This is a genomic window from Ignavibacteriales bacterium (assembly GCA_026390575.1).
Lineage (GTDB): Bacteria > Bacteroidota > Ignavibacteria > UBA10030 > UBA10030 > Fen-1298.
In genome coordinates this window covers 1-25,946 of sequence record JAPLFR010000010.1, presented here as the reverse complement: position 1 = coordinate 25,946, position 25,946 = coordinate 1, and the positions used below count along the sequence as shown (strand labels likewise).

The 25,946-nt window shown below is 42.3% G+C and carries 15 protein-coding genes and 2 tRNA genes; 9 read left to right on the top strand and 8 right to left on the bottom strand.

Annotated elements, in window-relative coordinates; all coding sequences use genetic code 11:
• Positions 1-24: 24 nt before the first annotated feature.
• Entirely contained in the window at positions 25-2,256 is a 2,232-nt protein-coding gene (locus NTX44_10255; GenBank protein MCX6121987.1) for a hypothetical protein, read from the bottom strand.
• Between the two features lie 174 nt (positions 2,257-2,430).
• The gene (locus NTX44_10250) at positions 2,431-2,718 is read right to left on the bottom strand and encodes an HU family DNA-binding protein (protein ID MCX6121986.1); all 288 of its coding nucleotides are present in this window, start codon (positions 2,716-2,718) and stop codon (positions 2,431-2,433) included.
• A gap of 645 nt (positions 2,719-3,363) precedes the next feature.
• Between NTX44_10250 and NTX44_10245 the strand changes: the two genes are divergently transcribed.
• Positions 3,364-3,438 (top strand) — tRNA-Asp (locus NTX44_10245).
• Between the two features lie 313 nt (positions 3,439-3,751).
• On the opposite strand, the gene NTX44_10240 is transcribed toward NTX44_10245, so the two are convergent.
• On the bottom strand, positions 3,752-4,516 hold the full coding sequence (locus NTX44_10240; GenBank protein MCX6121985.1) for an ABC transporter permease: 765 nt from the start codon (positions 4,514-4,516) through the stop codon (positions 3,752-3,754).
• Positions 4,513-5,481, bottom strand: coding sequence for an ABC transporter ATP-binding protein (locus NTX44_10235; GenBank protein MCX6121984.1), 969 nt, complete (start codon positions 5,479-5,481; stop codon positions 4,513-4,515). Before NTX44_10235 ends, NTX44_10240 begins: the two co-directional genes overlap by 4 nt.
• 374 nt (positions 5,482-5,855) lie before the next feature.
• On the opposite strand from NTX44_10235, the gene NTX44_10230 reads away from it, so the two are divergent.
• The 8 genes from NTX44_10230 (at position 5,856) to hemL (ending at position 15,224) form a co-directional block, all read left to right on the top strand.
• Positions 5,856-5,929 (top strand) — tRNA-Arg (locus tag NTX44_10230).
• Positions 5,930-6,472: 543 nt separating this feature from the next.
• Complete coding sequence (locus NTX44_10225; GenBank protein ID MCX6121983.1) at positions 6,473-7,771, top strand: DNA methyltransferase; 1,299 nt, start codon at positions 6,473-6,475, stop codon at positions 7,769-7,771.
• Positions 7,764-8,468: an MjaI family restriction endonuclease gene (locus tag NTX44_10220; GenBank protein MCX6121982.1), complete on the top strand. Its 705-nt coding sequence runs from the start codon at positions 7,764-7,766 to the stop codon at positions 8,466-8,468. The genes NTX44_10225 and NTX44_10220 overlap by 8 nt, the downstream gene beginning before the upstream one ends.
• 600 nt (positions 8,469-9,068) lie before the next feature.
• On the top strand, positions 9,069-10,361 hold the full coding sequence (locus NTX44_10215) for a citrate synthase (GenBank protein ID MCX6121981.1): 1,293 nt from the start codon (positions 9,069-9,071) through the stop codon (positions 10,359-10,361).
• Positions 10,362-10,496: 135 nt separating this feature from the next.
• Positions 10,497-11,690: a glycosyltransferase gene (locus NTX44_10210; GenBank protein MCX6121980.1), complete on the top strand. Its 1,194-nt coding sequence runs from the start codon at positions 10,497-10,499 to the stop codon at positions 11,688-11,690.
• A complete protein-coding gene (locus tag NTX44_10205) occupies positions 11,687-12,481 on the top strand; it encodes an alpha/beta fold hydrolase (GenBank protein ID MCX6121979.1) in 795 nt (264 codons plus the stop codon). Before NTX44_10210 ends, NTX44_10205 begins: the two co-directional genes overlap by 4 nt.
• A 390-nt stretch (positions 12,482-12,871) precedes the next feature.
• Positions 12,872-13,894 carry a porphobilinogen synthase gene (gene hemB / locus NTX44_10200; GenBank protein MCX6121978.1) on the top strand — a complete coding sequence of 341 codons (1,023 nt, stop codon included), beginning with the start codon at positions 12,872-12,874 and terminating at the stop codon, positions 13,892-13,894.
• Between the two features lie 19 nt (positions 13,895-13,913).
• Positions 13,914-15,224, top strand: a complete 1,311-nt coding sequence (hemL, locus tag NTX44_10195; GenBank protein ID MCX6121977.1) for a glutamate-1-semialdehyde 2,1-aminomutase — start codon at positions 13,914-13,916, stop codon at positions 15,222-15,224.
• A 99-nt stretch (positions 15,225-15,323) separates the two neighbouring features.
• On the opposite strand, the gene NTX44_10190 is transcribed toward hemL, so the two are convergent.
• Genes NTX44_10190 through NTX44_10175 form a run of 4 tightly spaced genes read right to left on the bottom strand, consistent with a single transcriptional unit; the run spans position 15,324 to position 25,795 of the window.
• A complete protein-coding gene (locus tag NTX44_10190) occupies positions 15,324-23,060 on the bottom strand; it encodes an Ig-like domain-containing protein (GenBank protein MCX6121976.1) in 7,737 nt (2,578 codons plus the stop codon).
• Between the two features lie 39 nt (positions 23,061-23,099).
• On the bottom strand, positions 23,100-24,386 hold the full coding sequence (locus NTX44_10185; GenBank protein MCX6121975.1) for a hypothetical protein: 1,287 nt from the start codon (positions 24,384-24,386) through the stop codon (positions 23,100-23,102).
• Between the two features lie 14 nt (positions 24,387-24,400).
• Positions 24,401-25,285, bottom strand: a complete 885-nt coding sequence (locus tag NTX44_10180) for a hypothetical protein (protein MCX6121974.1) — start codon at positions 25,283-25,285, stop codon at positions 24,401-24,403.
• 15 nt (positions 25,286-25,300) lie between these two features.
• A complete protein-coding gene (locus NTX44_10175; protein ID MCX6121973.1) occupies positions 25,301-25,795 on the bottom strand; it encodes a hypothetical protein in 495 nt (164 codons plus the stop codon).
• Positions 25,796-25,946 lie beyond the last annotated feature (151 nt).

Here is a 25,946-nt window from a genome sequence, read left to right as displayed (position 1 = left end):
ACCTTTATATCCTTTGTTAGGTAATCAGATTATTCCAAACCTATCTTGAACAAACATCTTCCCTGATTCTGTTTGTTCAATTTTAATCTTTCGATTGATCGAAGAAAACTCCTCACCGGGATCCCAGTTACCCATAGCTCCGCTGTTTGTATATTTATACTCTATCTCCGCACCTACTGGCAGTTGGATTTCAACCGCCCAAATACTATCATCAGCAACTGCATCTCCGTGCGTACCATCATTATATAAGCGTACTTTATTCGGAATCCAATTTCCTAATTCTTCATGGTTCCCGGCAATGTACAAAGACTTACGGACATACATACCACGGGCATCGCACTGAAAAACCACAGTGACTAAATCCTGCTGGCTTTGTGCCATTGTGCCTTGTGCTTGCTGAATTGTTTTTTTTGAAGAATCAAATGTGATTGGTTCGAAATCCCGCTCTGGCATTTTTCCACCGGCAAGTTTTGCAAATTTGTAGATATTCTGAAGATGAGTGATGTAAGCGCGATCAAATGGTTTGTCTCCAGCGGGAGCATTCTGCTCTGTACCATACCACCAAAACCAATCTGAACCTTCTGCAGCGTACATCGATTCCCATGCTCGATATGCATACCAGGCTTTTGTATTTTTCTTTGGCGCAGATTTCTTGGGGTCAGGCTGAACAAGGCCGGAGACTTCAATATCTTTTCGGGCAGTAAGTAGATATTCCCAAGCCCGGTTTTCTTCATCTTCACCAATCCAAGTATCGTAGTTTGCATTAATCCATGAACCAGGATAGAGCCATTCGATTTTTGGAAACGTTTCGACTGGATGAGCCGGGATGTTTCTTAGCGGATTACCATCGATATATTCAGTAACGGTCGTTGTTACAACTTGTCGTGTTTCAAATAATTTAGAAAGTTTTCTATACAGTGCATTTTGAAAAGTCTTTCCATCATTATCGTATCGGTACCACTCCCAGGCGTTCTCTCCATCAAGAATGACGGTCAATAATCGATCCTGTTCACCATCTCCTGAGACATATCGCAGGATTCCGCGGATAAAGTCGTCCGCTGCGTCTTCACCTTGATAATTTTTATAAACAAACCCAATTTTATCGGAGAGCTCGGTCTCTCTGAAAACAATGACCACGGCATCTTTTACATTAGAATCATGTTCGGGAAAGACGGCGTAGGGATAGAAACAAGGATTCGCCCCTGTTTTTGAGCGCTCAAGTATTTTTTGATCGGTCGCTATCCATTTGATACCTTGATGGGCAAAAACCGAAATAACATCGTGAGCTATCGAACCTTCACCAGGCCACATACCCGTCGGCTTCGTCCCAAACGTTTTCTTGAACTTGGTCACCGCCTTCGCCACTTGCACCTCGGCATCTTTTGGAAAATGGAATCTCGAGGGCATAGGATCATTTGGCTGCGACAGCTTGGCAAGATCTGAATCATAAATCAATGGTAAAATCGGATGATAGTAAGGTGTGGTCAGTACTTCTATCTGCCCTTTATGTGTAATAGGATGGTACATCAACTTTTTATGAATGGGAATAATAGCGGCAAGAACTTTATATGCCTCTGCAACGATACGATTACAGCTGTCTTCAGTGATTTTTTCTTTCAACGTATACGTTTCATCAGTATTTTTCTGAATAATGTCCGTTAGATTGATCGATACACCTGTGGCAAGTTTCTGCGGATGATCAAGGAAATCCGGATCGAACGATGCAAGGAAAAACCAAAACTTGATTTCACGAATTTCTTGTTCAGATAATCCATCCTTGCCGACTTGAGAATACTTTTCTCTTAAGAATTTATATTCCGGGAACCTTGAAATGATGATTTCGCTCACACCGAAAGCGTTCCATACATTTGTAAACAAGTATTTAAAATCCTGCTCACTGAACTGGGCGGTTGGTTTAAGTGCAATATCGATCCACGGATCTGTTTTACCTCCATATTTTGCAAAATATTTCTTCACGTTCACATGGTTCTTCTTTACATCGACGAATGGAGCTAAACGCTCGACATAATATGTCTGTAATTGTGAAAGTAGTGATGAAGTTAAATTAACGGTAAAATGAATGTTCGGATACTTCTCCAGTATCGCCGCCATATCATAGTAATCTTTTGTCCCGTGCGTGCGGACCCAAGGTCCTTGAAGTTGATCTGATTCTGGATCAAGGTATAATGGCTGATGTTGATGCCAAATAATATTGAGATAGAGTGTTTTGCCAGTCTTTGGATATATGTCATTCATAACAAATACCTTTTCTGAAAAACTACTTACCTGCACGTGAGACTTCAATATCTCTAATTCCTATAATTGATAGGACAATAGGAATGGCAAACTAAAACAAGCTTTGTGTATGGATAGAAAAAAGGCGTCGAGAATATTTTCCCGGCGCCTTTACTTATACACTTAAATCTAATGTCAATGCTGAGCAAGGACAGCTTCTTTTGCAGCCTTCGCAACACGGAACTTTACAACCGTTTTTGCAGGTATATTTATTTGTGCTCCAGTAGCCGGATTGCGTCCGATACGGGCTTTACGATCAACCAGAACCAATTTACCAATGCCTGGTAACGTAAAAGAATTTTTCGCTTCCCGATATGCCAAGCCTGCAATCTCTTCTAATATCGCCACAGCATCTTTTTTCTTCAACTCAAACTTGCTTGCAAGATGAGCTGCAATCTGACTTTTGGTCATTGCTTTTCCCATAGGAGTCCCTTTTTAATGATTAATTGTTTGTGAATTGTTTAGTAAAACAATACCTGAACAAGCGAGAACTGATATTCATTCTTTCAATGTTCAATAAATCTTGTCGAAATATATGTTGTTTTTTAATCAAATGTCAACAAAAAAATCATTTTTCTTCAATGTTTTCAGCATGTTCTATCGCCTGCTGTTATTATCAACTCAAAACCGCTTTTTTCCATCATTTCAAAGTTAGACAACTAGACTTTAAGTTTGACCATTACATAAGATACAAACACGCAAGGACACTCTTTTTTCTTTCCCTATTGAGTTTTGCATCAAATTATTTGTATCTCATCATTGATGTTCCATACTGTAAAATCTTTATTAAAGGATTATAGTAATTTTGTATAGTTGTACACTACTCCTTTGTTCCAATGTCGAGGTGCAGAATATTGAAAAGCGCCATAAATCGTGATGGTTTCCCTACCTTAAACGAGGAAAACGTTGTGTATTTTATTCTATTACATTCCAGGTTGATCAACACATAAAAAACTGCTTTTATATTTTTAGCCTATTTTAAGAATCCTACTATCAATCTTTTCTTTCATAATAAAATATTCTTGCTTCGCGAGACATTATCCATTAACTTAATTAAGTAATAATCACGGGGTCGTAGCTCAGCTTGGTTAGAGCGCCTGCCTGTCACGCAGGAGGTCGCGAGTTCGATCCTCGTCGGCCCCGCTTCGAAAACGCCACGACTTAGTGAGCCCATCAGGGCGAAACTAAGTCGTTTGTCGTTTTCAGAATCCCGCCTTCTTCTGGCGGGAAGAAAACGAGGGTTATTTCATACTCTCGTCTTACAATTATTCGCCGATTCTATCTCATTTAAAAATTTCATATTCCATGAGCTTTTAAGTTATATCACTCATTTCTCTCTCAATTTTCGATATTTATCACTCAAATAATAATTTTCAACAGAATATTTCAAATAAGCGGATATTGATCATTCCCTTGGTCGCATAACGCAAGCAAATTGAGAGATGTCACTCTTTTTTCATTCTGTTGCGCGCTGGATCATTCTTTGCGCAATAAAAAATGAGACGATAAGAAATGTCACAAAAAGCAATGAACGGACTGCAATTCCCTGCAAATTGCCGATTCCTATTGTCAAATATCTCATAACATCTGTGTGCCACGTAAGCGGATTACACTGTGATGGGATTTTCAACCAGACAGGAAGTTGGTCGATCGGATAAAAGAGACTGCTGATGAACATGAGAATAAAGTAGGACGCGTTGATAACCATATTGAATGTATCATTGCGGCGTATAAGAAATGTCGCACTCGACAAACAAAAAAACCAGCCAGCTGTGCCAAGCACTACTCCTATGAATATAAACGGAAGCATCGCGAAACGTATTTCCACACCCAGGATCACAACTCCTGCGATCAATGTCAAGCTTGTCTGCACAATCGCCATCATTCCCTGAAATAAAATTTTTCCAAACAGTAATTCTCCCCGCGTCAGCGGATAGGTAAGGTGCTCATAGAAAATTCCGTTATCCCTATCTATAAAAAATCCATATGATTGATTGACGGCATTACCAAAACAGGTCATGGAAAGTACGCCGGCAAGAAAGAACGCGTTGTAATGGATTGCTATTCCATCGATTATAAAACTTGCGCCAAGTGCACGATCAAATGCGACTCCAAACATCAATAAATATAACAGAGGAACCATGACATCAAAAAACATCCAGGTGAGGCTTGTCCGGCGGATAAGATATTCGCGGTACATTACAGCAAGAACGGGTTTCATCCCATTGCCCCCGTCTTTTTATCGACCAGCTCAATGAATGTATCTTCAAGGCTTGTACGTGAAATTTCAAATCGCTGAAGAGCGTGGCTCGTTCGAGCACCATTGACAATATCGAGCGCCTGCCCTTCTGTCGCAACCGTTATGGTGAACGTGTTCTGTGTCAGTTCGATTGAAACAGGATTCCATTGATCTATCCATCGACGCATGACGAGCGGATCGGATTTGCAGGTCATGGTTACGGTATATAATTGAAGCCCCATTGATTTCACTTCTTCAATGTTACCCTGAGCAAGGATGCTGCCATGATTGATGATGATAACTGCATCGCACAATGTTTCTGCTTCGTCGAGAAGGTGTGTCGTAAGCAGTATCGTCCTTCCTTTGTGGGATTCCTCACGAATTGCTTCGATCGTTGTCCGTTTATTGAATGTATCCATACCGGTTGTTGCTTCATCCAAGAATACAACGGGTTTTTCAATGAGAAACATTTTTGCTACCTGAACACGGCGCTTTATTCCGCCGCTCAGGTCAATGCCGGATTCATTGAGATACTCGCGAAGGTTGAACAATTCACAGAGCCGATCTGTACGCTCCTCGATCTCCTTCACAGAGATGCCATGGAATTTGCCGAACGTTCGAAAATTATTCCGTACCGAAAGATAGATTTCAAGCGCATTTTCCTGCACGACAGCACAAATATGTTTGCGTACATCTGTTCCATGCGTAACAACATTGTACCCGCACACGGAGGCATAACCAGATGTTGGCGTGAGAAGTGTTGTGAGAATTTTAATCGTGGTCGACTTTCCGGCACCGTTGGGTCCTAATAATCCGAAGATTTGTCCTTTCCCGATAGAAAAAGAAATTCCCTTTAACGCCTGCACAGGTGCATGCTTGCGTTTTGTAAAAGTCTTAGTAAGGTTTTGGACTTCTATGATACTGCCATTCATTCTTTTATACTTCATTTATTCTTTTCAATGAAAAAATACGAAACAAATGTCGAGAGAACAATAAGGAGGGGTTCAACGTATTGAGTCACTAAAAATTAGTAAACACAACTTATCATAATCTAACTCCAGCATAACAACAGATTTTTCCAATTGATTCATGATGTGTTTGCTGTATTTAAAGATACCGGTGCGTTGGTAGTAACTCAATTTCGTGCGGTCAGGACTTACGTCCTGACCGATATTATTGAATGTCAGGAATCCCGTCACGACTACGCGACGGGACTGACATCACAGTCAATTGTATTAAACTGAGTCACTACCAGTACATTCAGTTTCTTGCTTCCTTTTTCATCGTTTTGTATATTAGGATGTAATGATGAAATTAATATGCACCCATAGCTCAATTGGATAGAGCGGCAGCCTACGGAGCTGTAGGTTGGGGGTTCGACTCCCTCTGGGTGCACTAAATACTACTAACATAATTAAATGAACATATCGTTAATATTCTTGAAAGTATGATAAAGACTCCCTGCACGCCGAAATGGAATGCAGGCGTGCCTCTGGGTGCACTAAATTTACTCTGATTTTATTGAATTATTTTTAGATTCTTCTCCATCTCTTCATTCTGTAGGCATTCTCAAGAAGGGCAATCGAAAGGTTGCCCCTTCTCATTTTATAGTGGATTACAAAAATTCGGTAGTGACTCATTTTTGTACAGTCAGGACTTACGTCCTGACGGATATTATTATCATTTTTGCTCTTTGACAATGGCTTTCCATTTGTCTAAGTTTAAACAACTGCTACTAGAGGGATTCTATATATGTTAGAATCTATTAACTTAATAATCATTTCGTTCTCAGCATAATTGAAAGTTATCAGTGCGACAGATTAGCCGCCATTTGTTAGGTTGTGTTTTGAAATATCAAGGATAGTGTGCGGTAGCGTTTTTTTGATTTTAAATAGGACTAGCAATTGAACCCGAAATTTCATATATTTCAGTAAAAAAATGGCGACACATCACAAAATTATTATCGGTGACTCTCGTAGGATGTCGGACCTTTCCGATGATTCAGTTCACCTTGTTATCACTTCACCGCCATATTGGCAACTTAAAGACTATGGCGATAAAAATCAGATCGGTTTCCACGATAGTTATGAAAGTTATATTAACAATCTTAATCTAGTTTGGAAAGAATGCTTTCGAGTTCTTCAAAATGGTTGCAGACTTTGTATCAATATCGGAGACCAATTTGCACGCTCTGTTTATTACGGCCGATATAAGGTTATTCCCATCAGAACTGAAATTACTAAGTTCTGTGAAACCATCGGAATGGACTATATGGGTGCAATCATCTGGCAAAAAGTTACTACGACCAATACCACTGGTGGCGCTTCAATAATGGGTTCTTTTCCTTATCCAAGGAATGGTATCTTAAAAATCGATTACGAATTTATCCTGATTTTCAAGAAGTTAGGCGATCCTCCAAAGGTTACTAAAGAGATTAAGGAACTTTCAAAGCTTACTACAAATGAATGGAACACGTACTTTTCCGGACATTGGAACTTTGCGGGTGAAAAGCAAGACAAACATCTTGCAATGTTTCCCGAGGAACTTCCCCGTCGATTGATTCGAATGTTCTCATTTGTAGGCGACACAGTTCTCGATCCATTTCTTGGCAGTGGAACGACATCTCTTGCTGCAAAAAACCTGAGTCGTAATTCTGTGGGCTACGAAATTGGCCAAACATTTACTCCAATCATAAAAAATAAGTTGAAAATTTCCGAACGCGATATCTTTGGTGACTGCACGTACGAATTTCTCAATCAGAAGAAGCAAGACGAAGATTATTCCAAGGACATCGAATTATTACTATATAAGTTCAAAGATCCGCATGAATTGGACAAGAAAATCGATCCGCGTAAATTAAAGTTTGGCTCCAAGGTTGAAAATGGTGACAATGGAGAAAGATTTGAATTGTACAGTGTTAAAGAAGTCATAAGCCCTGAACTTCTGAGCCTTAGTAACGGGCTTACAGTTAGACTCATCGGAGTTGCACAAGAGCCGGTTCATCATCAGGCGGCAATTCATTTCCTCGATGCTAAAACTAAAGGGCAAAGAATATTCTTGAAATTTGACAAGGACAAGCATGATGAAAATGGTAATCTGCTTTCCTATGTTTACTTGAAGAACAAAACATTTATCAATGCTCACCTAATTAAAAGCGGACTTGTCTCGGTTGATGTTCGGCGAGACTATAAGTATCGCAACAAATTCGAAAACCTATTTAATCACGCAAATGCCTAAAGAATGGATAGCTGGATCAGATGGTAAGAACTTAAAGTTCAAGAGAGAGACATTATTGAACTATGGAATGAATCGTTGGGGTTTAAACAAGACTCATTCCGTGGGCCCCACCTCAGAACTTATCAGAGCTTGTGCACCCAAAACTTTTCAGGATTGGGAGACCTTTTATTTTAGCACTGCAAAACAAAAAAAGAAAAATGGCATTCGCATCACACGTCAATTCATTAAAGGATTAGGGCAAACTCTTTACATTAAGTTGTCAGAAGTTATCCAGAATGAACTCGGTTCTATAACAGAGGAAGAATGTATTGATTATGCGTACAACCTTGTTCTGAACAGAACATATGAAGGTTACCGAACTGAAATAGATACTATCTATGGTCAATTAGAGTCGATAATTCAGCAGAAAATTGAACCTGCACCCGATGAATGGGATAGAACCTTTGGAGTCGATTTCTTTATTAAGGTGTCTAAATATTACATTGGATTACAAGTGAAACCAATCTCTTCTGGAAAATCTCTGAATGATTATCAATGGATCGAGATGCATGAAAAAAGTCATGCAAAATTCCAAGATAAATATGGTGGCAAAGTATTTTTCATTTTTTCCGTTAAAGGTGCAGGCAAAAAGAAAAGAATTCACAATATGGAAGTAATTGACGAAATCTTGGCCGAAATCAAACGCCTTTCAAAATAAAAAACAGTACAACACTTATTTTAAAAAGTTCGCAAACACTTCTAAGTAAAAACGTGTTCAGTCAGTTCGTCTGCCTGCAATATTTCTTTAGACGGCAGACTACCTTTCCCCCCGTCTCAAGAACCATCAATACTGAAGTCGAAAAAGAGAGTCGAAGTGTAGGTCTAAATCGACTGATGATGATTTATATTCGGATTTTTCACGTGCTGCCGTATTCTTAGATGGTCAACACGAAAGAACTCGTTTCCTAAATGGTTGAATCAAATTTTCGACCTTCTGGAGTTATATACAATCCAGATAATCGTTGGTTTTCATCGTCTTCTCCTTGAACTAGTTGATCGCATAGGCAAATAGTCGAGGACAAGACAAAATAAAACCCCTGACGCACTACCAAACGCCAGGGGTTAGGGAGGCTATCGAACCACCCACCATGGGGAATGGCAAGTAGGTTCATATATGTGAACGGTTCAAACCCTAAAAAGGTTCCATTTTGAAAAATATTGTGTATATTTTCATCAATTAACTGGCGTATGAGTAGAATTATTCGTTAATTTCAGTCATAATTTCTAATCCAAGACAAGCAAAATGGAGGAGATATCTATGGCAAATACACTTACTATTACCGACAACCGTACCGGGAAACAATATGAACTCCCTATCGAACACGATACAATTCGTGCAATGGATCTTCGCAAAATCAAAGTGAAGGACGATGATTTTGGTATGATGACGTACGATCCTGCATTCATGAATACCGCATCGTGCATAAGCAAGATAACTTATATTGACGGCGACAAAGGAATTCTTCGGTATCGTGGATATCCCATAGATCAACTTGCTGAAAAGAGCAGCCATCTCGAAGTTGCTTATCTCTTGATGCATGGAGAACTGCCAACAACATCGCAGCTCATAGAGTGGACAAACACGATCATGAGCCACTCTGCGGTGGTTGATCAATTGAAAAAAGCTTTATCAGGATTTCGCCAGGATGCACACCCGATGGGAATGCTCGGAAGTCTTGTTGCTGCACTTTCGACCTATTATCCCGAATCACGCAAAATTTCCGATCCTGCGAGCAGGCATCTGCACATCTATCGTCTCATCGGGAAGATGCCAACACTCGGTGCATGGTGTTTCCGTCATGGAAAAGGACTTGCTCCTGTTGAGCCAGAAAATGGATTAAGTTATACAGGCAATTTTTTAAACATGTTGTATAAATCGAACGGTCAAAAATATACACCCAACCCTGTGCTTGAACGCGCATTAGATATTCTCTTCATCCTCCATGCTGACCACGAACAGAATTGCAGCACGAGTGCAATGCGCGCCATTGGAAGTTCACAGGCTGATCCGTACGTCTCTATGTCCGGAGCACTGAGCGCGCTTAATGGCACTCTCCATGGCGGTGCCAACGAACAAGTGCTTATCATGTTGAAAGAAATTGGCTCCAAGGATCACATTCCTGCTTTTATCAAAGAAGTAAAAGAAGGGAAAGGCGAAAAGCGATTGATGGGATTCGGACATCGGGTGTATAAGAACTATGACCCGCGCGCAAAAATTATCAAGCAGACGGCCGATCAAGTCTTTGAAGTCACCGGCCGAAATCCTCTTTTAGATATTGCCCTTGAGCTTGAACGAATCGCTTTGCAGGATGAATATTTCGTGAAACGCAAATTATATCCGAATGTCGATTTCTATTCAGGTATCATTTATCAAGCAATGGGTTTTTCCCCGGATTTCTTTACCGTCCTTTTTGCTATTCCGCGCGCTGCAGGTTGGATTGTACAGTGGCTGGAAATGATTAACGATCCGGAGCAAAAAATCGCACGCCCGCGTCAGGTGTACCTTGGCAGCGATGAACGCAATTATATTCCGATAAATCAAAGAAAATAATTCCCCGGATTTACCTCCGATAGAAACTCCTCCTTTTCAGTTGCATAAGAGGAGGAGTTTTCGTTTCTTCTTGATAGAGTTTGTCTAATCGAATAGTAAAACGTTTGAAGTGAAACATCTCCAATTAGCAATTCTATGAAGATCCATCACCAACAGCCAAAACAATTGAGTCGAGAACTCTTCTTTCTCATTCTCTCTTGTTCCGGCGGGGCCGGACACATGCGTGCAGCAGAGGCACTGCGTTGCACAGCTCCGTTGACTGGACTCCCTATCCGCACCGAACATTATGATGTGCTCGATTTCACTTCAAAGCTATTCAAACGACTTTATTCCGAATCATATCTTCAAATGGTAAATCGAGCACCGGAATTATGGGGATATCTCTACCAGCAATCCGAGAGAAAACCTTATGAAAAGAAAGGATTTATCAAGTCATTCGATCAATTTAACTACAAACGTTATCTTCAAGCTCTCCGTGAGCTCAATCCCGATGCTATTATCTGTACACACTTCCTCCCCTACATTTCCGTTTCAAGCACATTACGAAAGAATGGTATCACCGCTCCGGTTTTTGCCGTAACAACGGATTTCGATATCCATCAACTTTGGGTCGATTCCATTGTCGAACGATACTTCGTGTTTCATGAGGAATCGGCATGGCAGCTTCAATCAAAACAAGTGCCACATGAAAAGATCAAGATTGCAGGAATTCCCGTGATGCCTGAATTCCAATTACAAGAGAAACCTTCCATCGCCCGTAAAAAGCTTGGTATCGATCCAAAACGTTTCACCGTGATGGTGCTTTCGGGCGGTTACGGCATTGGACGTGTAAAGGATATTGTTGAACAAACTGTCAAGACACTGTCGGCTTTTCCAGGAACAAAATTTAATCTCTTGGTTGTGTGTGGAAAGAACGACAAAGTACGCGGCGAATTGCAAACAATGCATTTCCCGGAGCACATCAACCCGAGCATTTTCGGTTTCATCACCAACATCCACGAATTAATGGATGCCTCTGATATACTCATCTCAAAGGCAGGCGGACTTACTTCATCCGAAGCGATGGCAAAATCGTTGCCTATGCTCATTGTTGATCCGATTCCCGGCCAGGAGAGTCGTAACAGTGATATGATCATTGAACATGGTGCCGGCTGGAAGGCGATTAATATTTCCAACCTATCCTATAAACTCAGACGAATTCTCGAATTACCATCGATGCTCGCACATGCACGCACTGCGGCTCATCATTTAGCCAAACCGAACGCGGCAACAACAATCCTTACAGATATCTACACACACCTACAACGTGAGAAGAATCTACCAAGATGAAAGTCATCCTCAACGATATTGCAATCAACTACGAAGAACGCGGTATGCCGCAAGGTTTACCGGTTGTGTTCATTCATGGTTTTCCATTCAGCCACGAAATGTGGGAACCGCAAATGAATGTCATGCCAAACAATATCCATACTATTGCATATGACGTGCGCGGTCACGGTGAGAGCGATGTCGGCGATGGTCAATTTACAATAGAACTCTTCGTCGAAGATTTAGTCGCATTACTCGACCATCTTTTCATCACTAAAGCTATACTCTGCGGACTTTCCATGGGGGGGTACATTGCACTGCGCACCTTCGAAAAATATCCGGAGAGAGTCTGCGGCTTAATTCTGTGCGATACTAAAAGCGAACCTGACACAAACGCCGCAAAAATAAACCGCACGGTGACTATGCAGGCAGTTAAGGCGGCAGGCGTTCCAGCATTTGCAGAGGACTTTGTGAAAAACATTTTCTGGGACAAGACCTTCGAGAGGAATCCAAACGTTATTGCATTCATCAAACAAATAATTTGCTCGAACTCTCCGCGCGGTATTTGTGGAACTTTACTTGCGCTTGGTTCCCGCACCGACACAACACCGGCTCTTTCTTCTATTCACATTCCAACATGCATTATTGTCGGAGAGCATGATAAGTTAACGCCGCCCTCCGATGCACAAACGATGCATACTATGATTGACGGATCAGAACTGCACATACTGCCTTATGCCGCTCATATGAGCAATTTGGAGAACACTCAGGAGTTCAATGAACGAATTATGACCTTCTTGAAGAAGCGCTAACGGTCGGGCAGTGACTCAGTTTAATTCAATTGACTGTGATGTCAGGAATTTCTTCCTGACATTCAATATTATCGGTCAGGACGTAAGTCCTGACCGCACAAAATTGAGTCACTACCAACGGTCGGGCATCATTGACCTTCTCTCTTCCTTCACCTATATTGAGAATATAACAAGAGGTAATTATTCAGCTATTGTGTTTTTATACAACTCCTCTGTCCCGATGAATGACATTCATCGGGACATCTCCCCTTTAAAAGGGTAGAAAATTTCCCTTCCTTAATAAGGAGGGGTGTCCCGCTACCGTTTGACGGTGGCGGGACGGGGTGGTCGAATATTTTCTTTGCTGAGTAGTTACAACAAGAGAATAATTAGCTAATGGATGGTGTCCTTATGAATGAAAAAAACATTTCTATCGGTTACTCCAAGAGCACACCCGCCGAACCATTTCGCCGGTTCCGACGCACACGAATGACAGAAGCACTCCGTTCCATGATACGTGAGATTGAACTTTCTGTCAACGATTTCATCTATCCACTCTTCGTTGTTCCCGGGGTAAAATTCCGGAAAGAAATTGGATCTATGCCGGGAGTATTTCAGCTCTCCGTGGATGAACTTGTACGCGAGTGCACAGAAGTGAAAGCGCTTGGTATTCCTGCCGTTATTCTCTTTGGTATTCCCGACCAGAAGGATGTCGTTGGAAGCAGCGCGTATGACGAACATGGCATCGTTCAAACTGCTGTCCGTGCACTAAAAAAGGAAGTTCCAGATTTAGTGGTCATCACAGATGTGTGCCTTTGCGAATACACATCGCACGGTCATTGTGGTATCGTGTGCGGTAACGAAATTTTAAATGATGCTTCCATCGAATTGCTGGCCAAGGAAGCATTGACGCATGCCCAAGCCGGTGCGGATATCATTGCTCCATCGGATATGTTCGATGGGAGGGTGAAAGTTATCCGTCAAATACTTGATGGTAATGATTTCCATAATATTCCAATCATGTCATACGCGGCAAAGTACGCATCCGGGTTTTATGGACCATTCCGTGAAGCGGCAGAAAGTACACCAAAATTTGGCGACCGCCGGTCGCATCAAATGGATCCCGCCAACAGTGATGAAGCATTACGCGAAGTTGAGCAGGATATTCGTGAAGGCGCGGATATTGTGATGGTGAAGCCGGCATTATCATATCTTGATGTTATTCGTCGTGTGAAAGACCGATTTCAAATGCCCACAGCTGCATATAACGTGAGCGGCGAATATTCGATGATTAAAGCGGCAGGCCGGAACGGATGGATTGACGAACCGCGAGTCATGATGGAAGTTCTGACGAGCATCAAGCGAGCCGGCGCGGATATGATTCTCACCTACTTTGCAAAAGATGCAGCAAAAGTGTTAAGCGAAAAAAAGTAATAACGAAAGAGAATTTTCTATGCAACGACGAATTCTGAGACGGCGATTTAAAACAACAAAATCCAACAAATTATTTGCTAAAGCTCAAAACTGTATCCCCGGCGGTGTGAATTCTCCAGTACGTGCTTTTAAATCAGTCGGACGAACTCCGCTCTTTATAAAGCGTGCAAGCGCAGCGTATATTTGGGATGAAGATCGAAACAAATATATCGATTACGTAGGTTCGTGGGGACCAATGCTTCTCGGCCATGCAAATCCTGCAATACTCAAAGCCATACGGGAAGCTGTAAAACGCGGTACCAGCTTCGGTGCGCCGACAAGTCTTGAGGTTAAGATGGCAGAGCTCATCACCAAAATCGTTCCTTCCCTTGAGAGAGTACGGATGGTAAATTCCGGCACTGAAGCGACGATGAGCGTCATCCGATTGGCCCGTGCCTTCACCGGAAAGGATAAAATTATTAAGTTCGAAGGATGCTACCATGGACATGGCGATTCTTTTTTAATCAAAGCTGGTTCAGGTGCAATGACACTTGGCGTTCCCGATAGTCCCGGTGTTCCAGCAATGATTGCAGTGAATACACTGACAGCTCGGTACAACGATCTCGCATCAGTGCGAACGGCGTTTGAAGAAAATAAAGATCAAATTGCAGCAATTATTGTAGAGCCGGTGGCGGGCAATATGGGCTGCGTGCCGCCTGCTGAAGGATTCCTGCAGGGATTGCGTTCGCTGTGCAACGAGTTCAATGCCCTGCTTATTTTTGACGAAGTGATGACAGGGTTTCGAGTTGCAATTGGCGGAGCACAAGCACTCTATGATATTCAACCGGATTTAACTACGCTTGGCAAGATTATTGGGGGCGGACTTCCTGTTGGTGCATACGGCGGGAAAAAAGAAATTATGCAGATGGTGGCTCCTGCCGGACCAATGTACCAAGCCGGAACGCTTTCTGGAAATCCACTGGCAATGGCGGCTGGATTTACCATGCTGCGCATTCTTCATACTAATAAGATGATCTACAAACAGCTTGAACAGCGATCTGCACAACTCGAAGAAGGAGTACGAGAGAATTTACAAAAGTTAGGACTTGGCTATACTTTTAATCGAGTAGGATCGATGTTTACACTCTTTTTTACTTCGAGGCCCGTGACTGACTATGACTCTGCAAAAACATCTGATACAGCAAAATTCTCGTCGTATTTTAACGCGATGCTAGAGCATGGAATTTATTTACCACCATCACAGTTTGAAACAGTGTTTATCTCCACGGCTCATTCTGAACGGCTCATAGAGAAAACTATCAAGGCAAGCTACAAAGCATTGCAGCGGTAGAAAAAACAGTAGAACAATCCTGCACTTGTAAACAAAGAAGCTCCGATTGAGAATTCCCCAATCGGAGCTTTTCATTTTGTTCTCTTTTAAATGCTTATATCATTGCACCGTCCCAGAAGCTATTACTCTCGTAAATGTACCATAGACAGGATGAACGATGGTAATGGTAAGCAGCGATTTGATAGGAGGTACAGCAACTGTACCTGCATCAGCATCAGAAACAACGATGGTAAATGAAGTGATTCCAGCTCCTGTAGGGACAATAAATGTTGTTTGACTTGGTCCTATATCAGGCATTGTCAAGTTGGCATCACCATCGATCGACAGACCGGCGCCAGCAACGGTTATTTTTGTTCCTGAGGACATTGGATGCCCGTATTTATCGGCAATTGTAAATGTCCAAGGACCTGCAGAACCACCATTACCTATAGTATATGTCGCTGGACCTGTCAGATTTGAAATGATAGGTTGACCTGTCCATATTACCAGCGCTGAATCCACAACCCAAGTTGCAGATTCTCCTAACGTGCGGGCATAAACCCATGAAAAACCGGGACCGAGATTTATGGTATCTGCGAATTCAGGAAATGGATTACTTGACCATAAGGTTTGATTAACAAATCCATCAATATCCGTAGTACCAATACTGTTTAATCCGCTCTTACCTGTTCCGATCGCGCCATGCATTGTATTGAAATAGACGGCCGTACCAGGAAGAACTGGATTGCTGTATTTATCAACAACTTGAACAGTCATTTGATCAGGCCAAAATGCAGTCTCAAGTCCACCGAAGTTGAAAGATTTGGGTGCTAATGTGAAATGACGCTGATCTGCAAATCCTGCATGAACTGATATCTTCACAGGTTGAGATGTAACTATTTTTCCTCCACCAAGATCTATCTTCGCATACACTTGAATTATCCCTGCCTGCGTGCCGCTGGCTATAGAAACATGTAAGCGTGCATTATCGTCTGTGCTGTCAGCGTTCGGAATTAATCGAGGTTGTGTGCCTGTGTTCGTATATGTATTCGGGAAAAACTGTATAGTAAATTGTGCAAATGCTCTTGGATGTGTATCGATCAACGTTCCCAGAGAATCGCGCACTTCATACGTAATAGCAGAAGTCTCTGTAGAACCTGTTCCGGAAACATAAATATCCGTTGAAGAGACACTCACAAATGCAATTTGTGCGGGCATCTTCGCAGACGGAGATGGTGGAGTGATTGCCCCGGGAGCGCGGAGATATCCGTGGAATTGTCTTATGCTAATTCCATTGGGACCACTGACCTTAATTGATATATCAAAATAACCACCCGTTCCAGACGATGGAAGATTATCAGCAATTCTTACACGGTAGGTCGTTTGATTGATATCTGTTGTACCATTCGTCGAGAAATCAACATAATTACTTAAACCAATCTCACTTGCATCGGCTCCAGAAACAGTCACCTGCACAGCATTACCTGCCGCAAGGGGATTCCCATTACCATCTGCAATCTTATAATCGATATCAGTATAACCTGCATCGAGGAGTATAAGAGTATCATTTGATGGTACGTTCACGGTCGTTATGATCGGGGCACCGGAAAATAAGAATGGAATTCTTTTCTGTAATGTCGTTCCGCTATTTCCTTGTGTCTGAGCCGTTACATACCCCCATCCAATTCCACCAAGCGATGGTTCATTCGGAGTGGCACCGCCGGATATATTGATATTCGCAGATCCATTGACATCTGTAGTTGCCGAGGCATCCACCATACCACCGCTTGTCGTAAACTTGATAATTGTACCAGCAAGCACTGGATTACCAAGCGTGTCACCAATTTGGGCATTTAATTTGCCCACGATAGTTCCAATCTGTGATAAACCCGGAAGGTTATTGGCAGAAATTGTAACATTGAAGTTCGTCCATGATGGCCCGGAAATTCTTACAGGTACCGGCTGAGAGGATATTGTTTTCAATCTCGCAGAAACCGTAGGAACGCCATATTTTGTGCCTGCATAGAATTTCGTTGATGCTTGTCCATTTGCATCGCTCATCGCCCAGGTTGGGATAAGATGCGCACCGCCCGCTGTATCCGAGAGTGAGAAGAATACTGTATCACTTTGTGCTAAACCGATAGCACGTCCTCCAGCATCCAATGCCTGGAAGGTCAAATTAGATGTATTGAGACCACCCGTTCCACTCGCTGCAATGATAGAGCTACTCACAGTGGAAAGAACTATTTGTGTCGGAGCTGTGATTGTCCCTAATGGTGATGCCAGTGTTCCTGTCAATATCTTGGTTGTTGTTCCATTGGGACCATTGACAGTAATCGTCACCGTGAAGCTTCCACCTGACCCGCCTTGCGGTACATTGTTGGCAATCGTAAACTGATACTTCGTTGTGTTCGTATCTTTCGTATCCGTTGTTGTGACCGAGATGTCACCACTTAATTGCGCCAGTGCACCGGCTGTACCACTTACAGTGACACCTATTGTATTGCCACTTGCAAGCGGATTTCTGTTTGCATCCGCAACTGCATAGTTTACTAACAGAGAACTCCCAACACTGATCGTTCCAAGGTTTGTATTATCCACCCTCACGATTGGGACACCAGAGTATACTGTGGTAACCTTTTGTGTAATTGTTACCCCACCCTGACCTAAAGTAGATACTGTAATCGTATCGATACCAGGATTTGGATTTCCTCCAAAAACACTCGCTGAAGCATGACCCAGGGCATCTGTAAAGCCAGAGGAAGCAATGATACCTCCATTAATTGTGAAATACAAAGCCGTGTTGGGTTGAACTGGATTGCCATATTTATCACCCATTTGCACAAACACAGTTCCAATCTGAACGCCTATTCCTGTCCAATTTAATTTATCTGTCCATAGCGTAAAGTGTGCCGGATCCGCCAATCCACTGGCTATCGTTAATGGAACTGGAGCTGATGTGATAGTTGTACTATTAATTGTTGTTGTTGCAACTACTTGCATAACACCAGCTTTTGTGCCAGCATTTACCGTGGTTGTGACTTTCCCATTTGCATCTGTGACGGCTGATAGCGGCGAAACAAATTCACCACCGCCAGGACCACCAACAATACTAAATGAAACCGTTGCAGAATGTGTAGGATTGACTGGATTCCCTAATGAGTCTTTTACAACGAAACTCATCGTCGATGTCTCTGTAACTCCTGTGCCCTTCACAGAAATAGTCGATGCACTCGGTGAACCCGCTAAAAGTTGAATGCTCGATGCGTATCCGGAAACACCGGGCAAGAGAGTTCCAAAAATTGTTTTTGCTTTATATCCATTCGGTCCATCAACGTCAATTTTAATTGTAAAATGACCGCTAATACCGCCATTAGGAGTATTATCCGTAATCTTTAAATGATATGTCGTTGGAAACACGGCATTATCTGTCGGCGTGAAACTTGAAGGTAAATCAGTTTCAGTCGAAAAACTACCGGCTGCGACACCTTCTGTTTTCCACGTAATTGTGATTTTGGGAAAAGCTGATAACATTTTGCCATTCACATCAGCAATTCTAACAGTAATATCTGCTGATCCACCATCATTGACAATGACCGAATCGACATTCGTTGTAATGACCGGTGAACCTGTGAAGAGGAATGGCAGACTATCGCGCAGGAAAGTCCCATTCTCAGTTATTGTTCGCGCTTTTACAAATCCAAATCCAAATCCACGATTTGGACCAACAAGGCCATATTCAGAACCAATACTCGGTTCATTGGGATATGGCTTTCCACCTGACAGAGACGCACTAGCCCTTCCACTGGCATCTGTCGTCACAGCTCCAACAGAACCACCAGAAGTTTCGTCAAACTGAATGACTGACGGCTTTGCCGGGTTGCTATACTTATCAAGCGTTAAAATATTTACATTGACCAAAACACTGTTCAATACCAATCCTGCCAAATTCAATAAAGTATCCGGTGGAGTTACTGCCCATTGCAGCGTAAATTTATTGGGATCCGGGAATCCTCCAACAATAGTTACATTTGTACTCGCTTTTATCGTTGGTGTATTCTTCAATTGTGCCATTACGATAAATGTTCCGGACTTTGTACCCGTATGGAATGTCGTTGTTACCTGTCCATTTGCATCGCTTAACGTATCAGTACTTGACAACCATTCCTGTCCTGTTCCGTTCAGGATGCTAAAGAGTACATTATCCGCCTTCAAGAGTGTCACGGGATGATTATTGGAATCAATCAATGCAAATGTCAATGTAGTTGCACTTGGTAATCCTGTATTCTGCACATACACCGGTGCTGTTGAACTTGTGACGAAGTTTATCTCGGCTGCTCGCGTGGAGATTGCACCTGCCGCTGGAGCTAACGTTCCCGGAATAGTTATACTGGTCGAAGCAATATCTTTATTCGATACTGTAATCGTTACTTTAATTGGACCACTTGTCCCGCCACCTTTAATTTTATCTATCAATTGAAAAGAACATATTTGAGCAGTATCGCTCATATTCGCTATATCACGAATCGTGCTAATATTTTTTACATCAATGGAACCGCTATCTCCTTCAACCGCTACTGAGATCGCATAGTCATTCGAGACAGGGCGCCAGTTAATATCGCGGATCTTAAAGTACACATACTCAGATCCGCCATCCGCGATTGGAGTGCTTAGCGGAGTAATTGGCAATCCAGCGGCATCTGTGAAATAAATCGTTGCCGGAGGACCGGACAGTAAGAATGGAATGGATTTCTTCAGAGTGTCTCCATTATTACCCATCATCCACGCCTGTATAGTACCAAATCCCATTCCCCTTACAGGATCATTGGGAATATTACCACCTTTAATATTAGCTGTCGCTACTCCATTAGCATCCGTTAATGCTGTACTCGTTACAGCACCTCCATTGAGCGTTCTAAAATTGACTCTCGTTCCAACCGGCAAAGAACCGCCTACCGAATCGGCAACTGTGGCGGTCACAATTCCAACAGCAGGATTCGATGTACCTACACCCGGCAAGTTATTCTTCGATATTTGTAACGCGAAATTGTTAGCTGCCGGACCGGTTACATTAAAGACTTCCTGTGGAGAAGAAATAGTCGTTGATCCATCATTGAAGGATGCAACCACTCGCACAGTTCCATAACGGTTGCCTGATGTCAATGTGACGACAGCTTTTCCCGAGCCATCTGTGAGGATGCGTGTTGGAGATATCGTAACACCACCTAATACATCAAGAACGCTTAGATCTACATAAACTGCATTATTTGCATCAATGGGATTATTCGTTAAGTTGGTGACTTGATATGTTAATGTTGATGTTTCATTACTGCCGCTTCCTCGAACATTCAAGATGCGCAGTGGTTCACTGGCAAGTGCGATCTTTTCTGCCGCAACAGGCGGCAATGCATAACCATTGAGTATTCTTGTTGAAGTTCCAGATGCACCCGTTACAGTAATTGTAACAACAAAGCTACCCTTACCTCCGCCGCTTTTATTCTTGATAGAGAAACGATGTATTGCATCTAACGGAGCTTGTGTATCTGTGGTTGTCAAATCAATATCACCGCTTAATTCAAGTTCTTGCACTGCAGGCCCGGTCACAGTAACTTTAATAGAGTTACCACCAGAGATGGGATTCCTATTTTTATCCCATACTGCGTAATCTACATCGACAGATCCGCCATCAGCAATAGAAGCTCGCAGAGTATTTGCAGCCGAATCTATAATAGTTGTTTTCGTGTAAGCGATTTGAGGTGCATAAGAGAACATAAATGGCTGGCTCTTCGTGACAGTCACTCCGCCATGGACAGGTACATAGAGTAAAATATTCCCCAAACCTGGTGACGGATCGTTCGGTTCAGGTAATCCGCCGTTTAATGTCAGTGAAGATTTTCCATTTTCTGTTGTTGAAGGTGGATTGACATAACCACCTGTTGTACTTGCTCTGAGATCATCCTGTGGAGCAGCAGGGAAGCCATCTTTATCTATTAAATTAATACTCAACGTACCAAGTGCGGCGCCTATTTTGTTGAACATATTCTTCTTGTCGATATCAAGAAAGATGCGAGTTGAATCGGGTAATCCTCGTGCTACTTTAATGGGCAATGAGGTTGCCGAGATAAGACCGGTTTCGCCAATTGTCATAGCGACAACTGTTGCGGTTCCCCATGTATTTCCCGAATTAATTTTTACCGCGACCCTACCAGAAGAATTTGTAGAATCTTGTGTTTTAGAAAGTGTGGTTCCACCTGGTTGATTTAAAAACGAGAATGTAACAAGGGTTTTACTTGCCGCATTGATCGGATTATTTAACGCGTCTTTGACAACAAAGGTCAAGGTTTTACTTATTTCAGCTGATATATTCGTTTCTGCTAAATATAAAGTACTGATTGAATCGACAAGTTCAATTTTCGTTGGCACATTGAAAGTACCGGTTGGAGCACCTTCACCTGCAACATAACCTTGAAACCAGCTGCTATTCGAATAATCACCATTCGGGCTTTTAATTTCAATACCGAAGGTAAGAATTCCTGCAAGTTTAACGCTTCCTTTATCATGAACACCTACACTGATGCGCGTTGCGCCCCGAGATTGACCATCTTTAAAAGTCTTTGTATTGTTGAAAAGTTCCAAATCGGTTTGCAACGTATCGGTCGCTTTGACAGTTACTGTGACTGTTGATCCTTCAACGAGAGGATTTCCATAATCATCTGCAACTGTAAAACTAAAATACTTGATTCCTCCGTTTGGAATAGTAAGATTTATTGCATTTGTATCAAGTGTTGGCGGCTGAGTCGGTCCCGAGAATAAGATTTGCATTTTACGAGTGATAAGACTGTCCGATAACCTGTACGATTTATCACCGGTCGTTGATGCAGAGACTGTAACGAGTCCGCCCGGAGGTGCATCTGCGCCCCCACTTTTTAAATCGACGGTTGCTACTCCATCTTTCGTTGTTGCTGAAGGCATAATAATGCCTCCATTTGAAACAAATGTAATGGATGTTCCATCAGCAACAGGGTTTCCAAATCTATCACCCACAAATAATGAGATTGAAGTCGTGAGGTTAGAGAATACACGACCGGCAATATTCAATTTAGTCGCAGCGATCGAAACACCAGCGCTGTCAGGTAATCCACGGCCCGTTACAAGAAAAACCGGACTTGTTTTAACGCTATCCCCTCGTGTCGTAGCGATCACCTGCAAAACACCTGGTTTCGTTCCACTGGTGACAGTGGTAGAAACCTCACCAACCGCATCTGTGAGTGCAGCTGCCGGTCGAATAAATTCCCCAGCACCGGGACCACCGCTTAAAACAAATTTCACCATGCTCCGATTGATTCCAACAACCGGTGTACCTGTTGAATCTACAACCTTAAAAGTGAGAGTGCTTGTAACATTTGGACCCGTTCCCCAAAGCGCAATTGTGTTTGCGGTCTGCTTCACAAGAATGATACTGGCGGCTGGGCCTGAAATCCCGGAAACTATTTTACTGGAATCCTGCACCGTCATGTGAATATTTATCGGTGTCTTGTCTTCCCCCGGGCTTAAACTTACTTTTTGAGTATCAGAAACATATCCTGACAAAATTGCGAACACAGACGTATTATAATTTGACGCAAGCTGTAATTGGAGTTTATAGGAACCGTCACTTTTCGTAGTATCTTCCTTGGCAAGCGTTCCCAGGTCAATGACACGAGCAAGGGCAAGCGGTTTACTCCCCGCATCGAGGACAAGACCACTTATCGATGACGCCTTAGTTGCCGTTGTGGATTCTACTGGATTTTGCTGACATCCTGCATTGAGCAATAAAAAAGTCAATCCACATAAAAACAAATAGCTACGCAAATTCATATACAGCTCCTCAGGGAAAAATCCCTGTTTCAAAAAAAGTTATTTTCCCGTTCTGCGCTTAAGATCTTGTTCCATTTCCTGCTGTGATTCCTGAAGTAAATTCTTCACTGCAGGTTGTTTGGCTGCTCGTTCTTCTAATGACGGGAGGATTTCTGCCTTAATAAGAATAATCAATTCCCGTTTCACCACTGATTTGGAGTCATATCCAAAGATATAGCGTAATCCAAAAACCCACCATGGCAAATCTTTCAGCAACGGTACTCCTTCACGAACGAGAGTTTCATCATTGGAATACATACCTCCAATATATCCTTCTTCACCGTTGAGAAGCGTTAAAGAGCCGGCCGCCTCATTTTTATTAATAACTGTTGTGACTGTACTGGATGTGAAGGTACTCTTTTCAACTTTATACAGCAGATCAATAAATTCTAAATCTCCAACTTTATAAATTTTCGGTCGTACAGTAAGAATTGTCCCTACGGGATAAAACTTTTGTATAGTATTCCCGGAAAAATCCTTTTCCAGTACGGAAAAATTCTGTCCAATTTGGATGTACTCGGTTGTGCCTGACCGCACGGTGAGTTGAGGCCGTGCAATAACATCAGCAAGTTGTTCGCTCTCGAACATACTGATGGCTGCGTTAACGGAAATAGCCAAGTTTGGATTCGATGGATCCACGGATGCTGAAAATGCCTGCTTTGTAACTTTACTTGCACCGACAATATTCATTTGAAGGTTGAGGTCTCTGCCGCGAAAAATTGAGAAACTGACTCCGCTTTCAGCTAATTTTGTTTTATTCACATCAAAGAAAATGCTCGAAATGGAGACTTCACGAACTTTTGAATAATATTCACTGGAATCAACAATCACCTTCGCTGGAGGGGCAGCTGGTGTAAGCGTTTGAGATACACTTTTAGACTGATTATCCTTCTGTGTTTGTTCACCTGCTTGCTTGCTTATTTCCTCAATCGAAATAATTTCAATATACTCTGGATAATCATTATACCACAACTGATTGCTCCGCAGAATCAGTTCCAGTGCATCTTTCCAATACATCGATTCGATATTGATGCCTATGGTTTTATCTTTCCCTTGCAAGGGAGATCGGTCTATTAACAATTTTCCATCTATTTTCTTGCTCATTTCTCCGAGCGACTGGATTGCCTTCGTGTATGGAATATCGGCCTTAAACGAGACCAACTCATCCGGATTGACACCAGTCTTTCCTTGTGCGGCGCGGCGCACCGCTTGTTCTGATTGTGCCTGCGTCCATTCTGCAACGCTGGTAACAAGCAAGAAAATAAAAAGTAAAGAGCGTATCCTCATAGTTCCCTCGTTCTCTATCGTTTATCGAACAATATTTTCTGTGTCAGTTTTCGGACAACTCCACCTTCATCCAATGTGAACTCCACAGCGCTTTCCGCTGGATTCACACGTGTTACATATCCACGCCATACTTTATCACCAAGGTGCAGGACAATCAAAGAGCCATTCAAGAGAACAAATGCTTTTCCTGGTAAGACAGCTTTTACCAATACTTGATCTGCGTTGATTTCCCCCGGCGGCGCTTCTGAAGCCAGCATTTGTGTAATCATATTGTGGAATGGATCATAGGGAGATGGAATCATAGTCAATGATTGGGCGGCTAACGACGTACCAAGTTCTGGAACATTACGGACAAAAAACGCATGAATTTCCATATCAAAAGAAATCCACTTTGTAACATCTTTTGTCTCCGGATCAATTGCCTCCTTTTGCTCAAGTCGCATCGAAGCAATTTTATATAAACGTCGTCCATTTTCCAAAAAATACACAAACTTAAAAAGATTTTCGAATTGCGCTTCTCCTTGCTCCAATTGATAGGAGTTGTATCCCCAGCTTGTTTTCTCGTTCGTCCCAACAAATTTCATATCAAATTTTAAAAATCCAGCTTCATCAATGCCTTGGCTCATATAGCCATACGTTTGTGATGAGATATCAAATTGAGGGATTTCTTTGCTACGGGAATCATATCTTCGTTTGATATCTTGATATTGGGCAGTTAGACGCTGAACATCATCCGTTAATCCCGGGAGATCTTCTAATTGTTTATTGATAGCTTGAGTTTCTTTATTGATTTTTTTTATCTGGCTCGGCTGCCAAATCGCCCACACAATCAGGCCAACAACAGTGATGCCAAACCATACTGCAGCAAGCCAAAGTGTATTTCTAACCTTATAGGTCACGGTTCTCTCGTCCCCTTATTTGGTGCCAGTATAGGTGGGTTCGGGAATATCAAACTTATCCACCCGCTCGATCACAATATCAAACTCGTATAAAATCTTTTTCCGTACTGTGATGGTGCGTACTTCTTTTAATGTTGCTTTTTCGAAAATACTCGCGATGCGGGGGATGCGTGTGCGGTAAATTGATCGTCCCGAGATGACGATGTTATTTCCAGCTGGTTTTAAGCTGTATATCCATAACGAATTAAGATCTTCGACGCTATTTGCAAGATAATGCAGGATGCGGCTCCAACGATCACTACCAGGTGCAACAGAATCATATATACTCGTTGCATTGCTATAACGGCTGATATCAGAAGATAGCGCTGCCCTACGCTGCCGAAAAACATCTAATTCGTTGAGTTTTTGCTGTTTTTGGGCAAGTTCCCCTTTGAGACGGCGGATTTCAGCTTGACGATCAGAAAACGAAAGAATAAAAAATGGGATTGTGAAAGTGACGAGCATCCCCATCAATATTCCGTGTGTTTTACGGCAGTAAGAATGTCAGGGTATTTAGTGACAGTGAAAATGTCATAGTTTAGGTTATGAAGATAGTGAATTAGTTTTAAATATTTGTACTGAATCTTTAGTCTTCACAGTGGGATTGATCCACTTGTATCGC

Excerpts from the sequence above, each read along its gene's own strand:
- NTX44_10255 (MCX6121987.1), bottom strand. The coding sequence starts at position 2,256 with ATGAATGACATATATCCAAAGACTGGCAAAACACTCTATCTCAATATT.
- NTX44_10250 (MCX6121986.1), bottom strand. The coding sequence starts at position 2,718 with ATGGGAAAAGCAATGACCAAAAGTCAGATTGCAGCTCATCTTGCAAGC.
- NTX44_10240 (MCX6121985.1), bottom strand. The coding sequence starts at position 4,516 with ATGAAACCCGTTCTTGCTGTAATGTACCGCGAATATCTTATCCGCCGG.
- NTX44_10235 (MCX6121984.1), bottom strand. The coding sequence starts at position 5,481 with ATGAAGTATAAAAGAATGAATGGCAGTATCATAGAAGTCCAAAACCTT.
- NTX44_10225 (MCX6121983.1), top strand. The coding sequence starts at position 6,473 with ATGGCGACACATCACAAAATTATTATCGGTGACTCTCGTAGGATGTCG.
- NTX44_10220 (MCX6121982.1), top strand. The coding sequence starts at position 7,764 with ATGCCTAAAGAATGGATAGCTGGATCAGATGGTAAGAACTTAAAGTTC.
- NTX44_10215 (MCX6121981.1), top strand. The coding sequence starts at position 9,069 with ATGGCAAATACACTTACTATTACCGACAACCGTACCGGGAAACAATAT.
- NTX44_10210 (MCX6121980.1), top strand. The coding sequence starts at position 10,497 with ATGAAGATCCATCACCAACAGCCAAAACAATTGAGTCGAGAACTCTTC.
- NTX44_10205 (MCX6121979.1), top strand. The coding sequence starts at position 11,687 with ATGAAAGTCATCCTCAACGATATTGCAATCAACTACGAAGAACGCGGT.
- hemB (MCX6121978.1), top strand. The coding sequence starts at position 12,872 with ATGAATGAAAAAAACATTTCTATCGGTTACTCCAAGAGCACACCCGCC.
- hemL (MCX6121977.1), top strand. The coding sequence starts at position 13,914 with ATGCAACGACGAATTCTGAGACGGCGATTTAAAACAACAAAATCCAAC.
- NTX44_10190 (MCX6121976.1), bottom strand. The coding sequence starts at position 23,060 with ATGAATTTGCGTAGCTATTTGTTTTTATGTGGATTGACTTTTTTATTG.
- NTX44_10185 (MCX6121975.1), bottom strand. The coding sequence starts at position 24,386 with ATGAGGATACGCTCTTTACTTTTTATTTTCTTGCTTGTTACCAGCGTT.
- NTX44_10175 (MCX6121973.1), bottom strand. The coding sequence starts at position 25,795 with ATGGGGATGCTCGTCACTTTCACAATCCCATTTTTTATTCTTTCGTTT.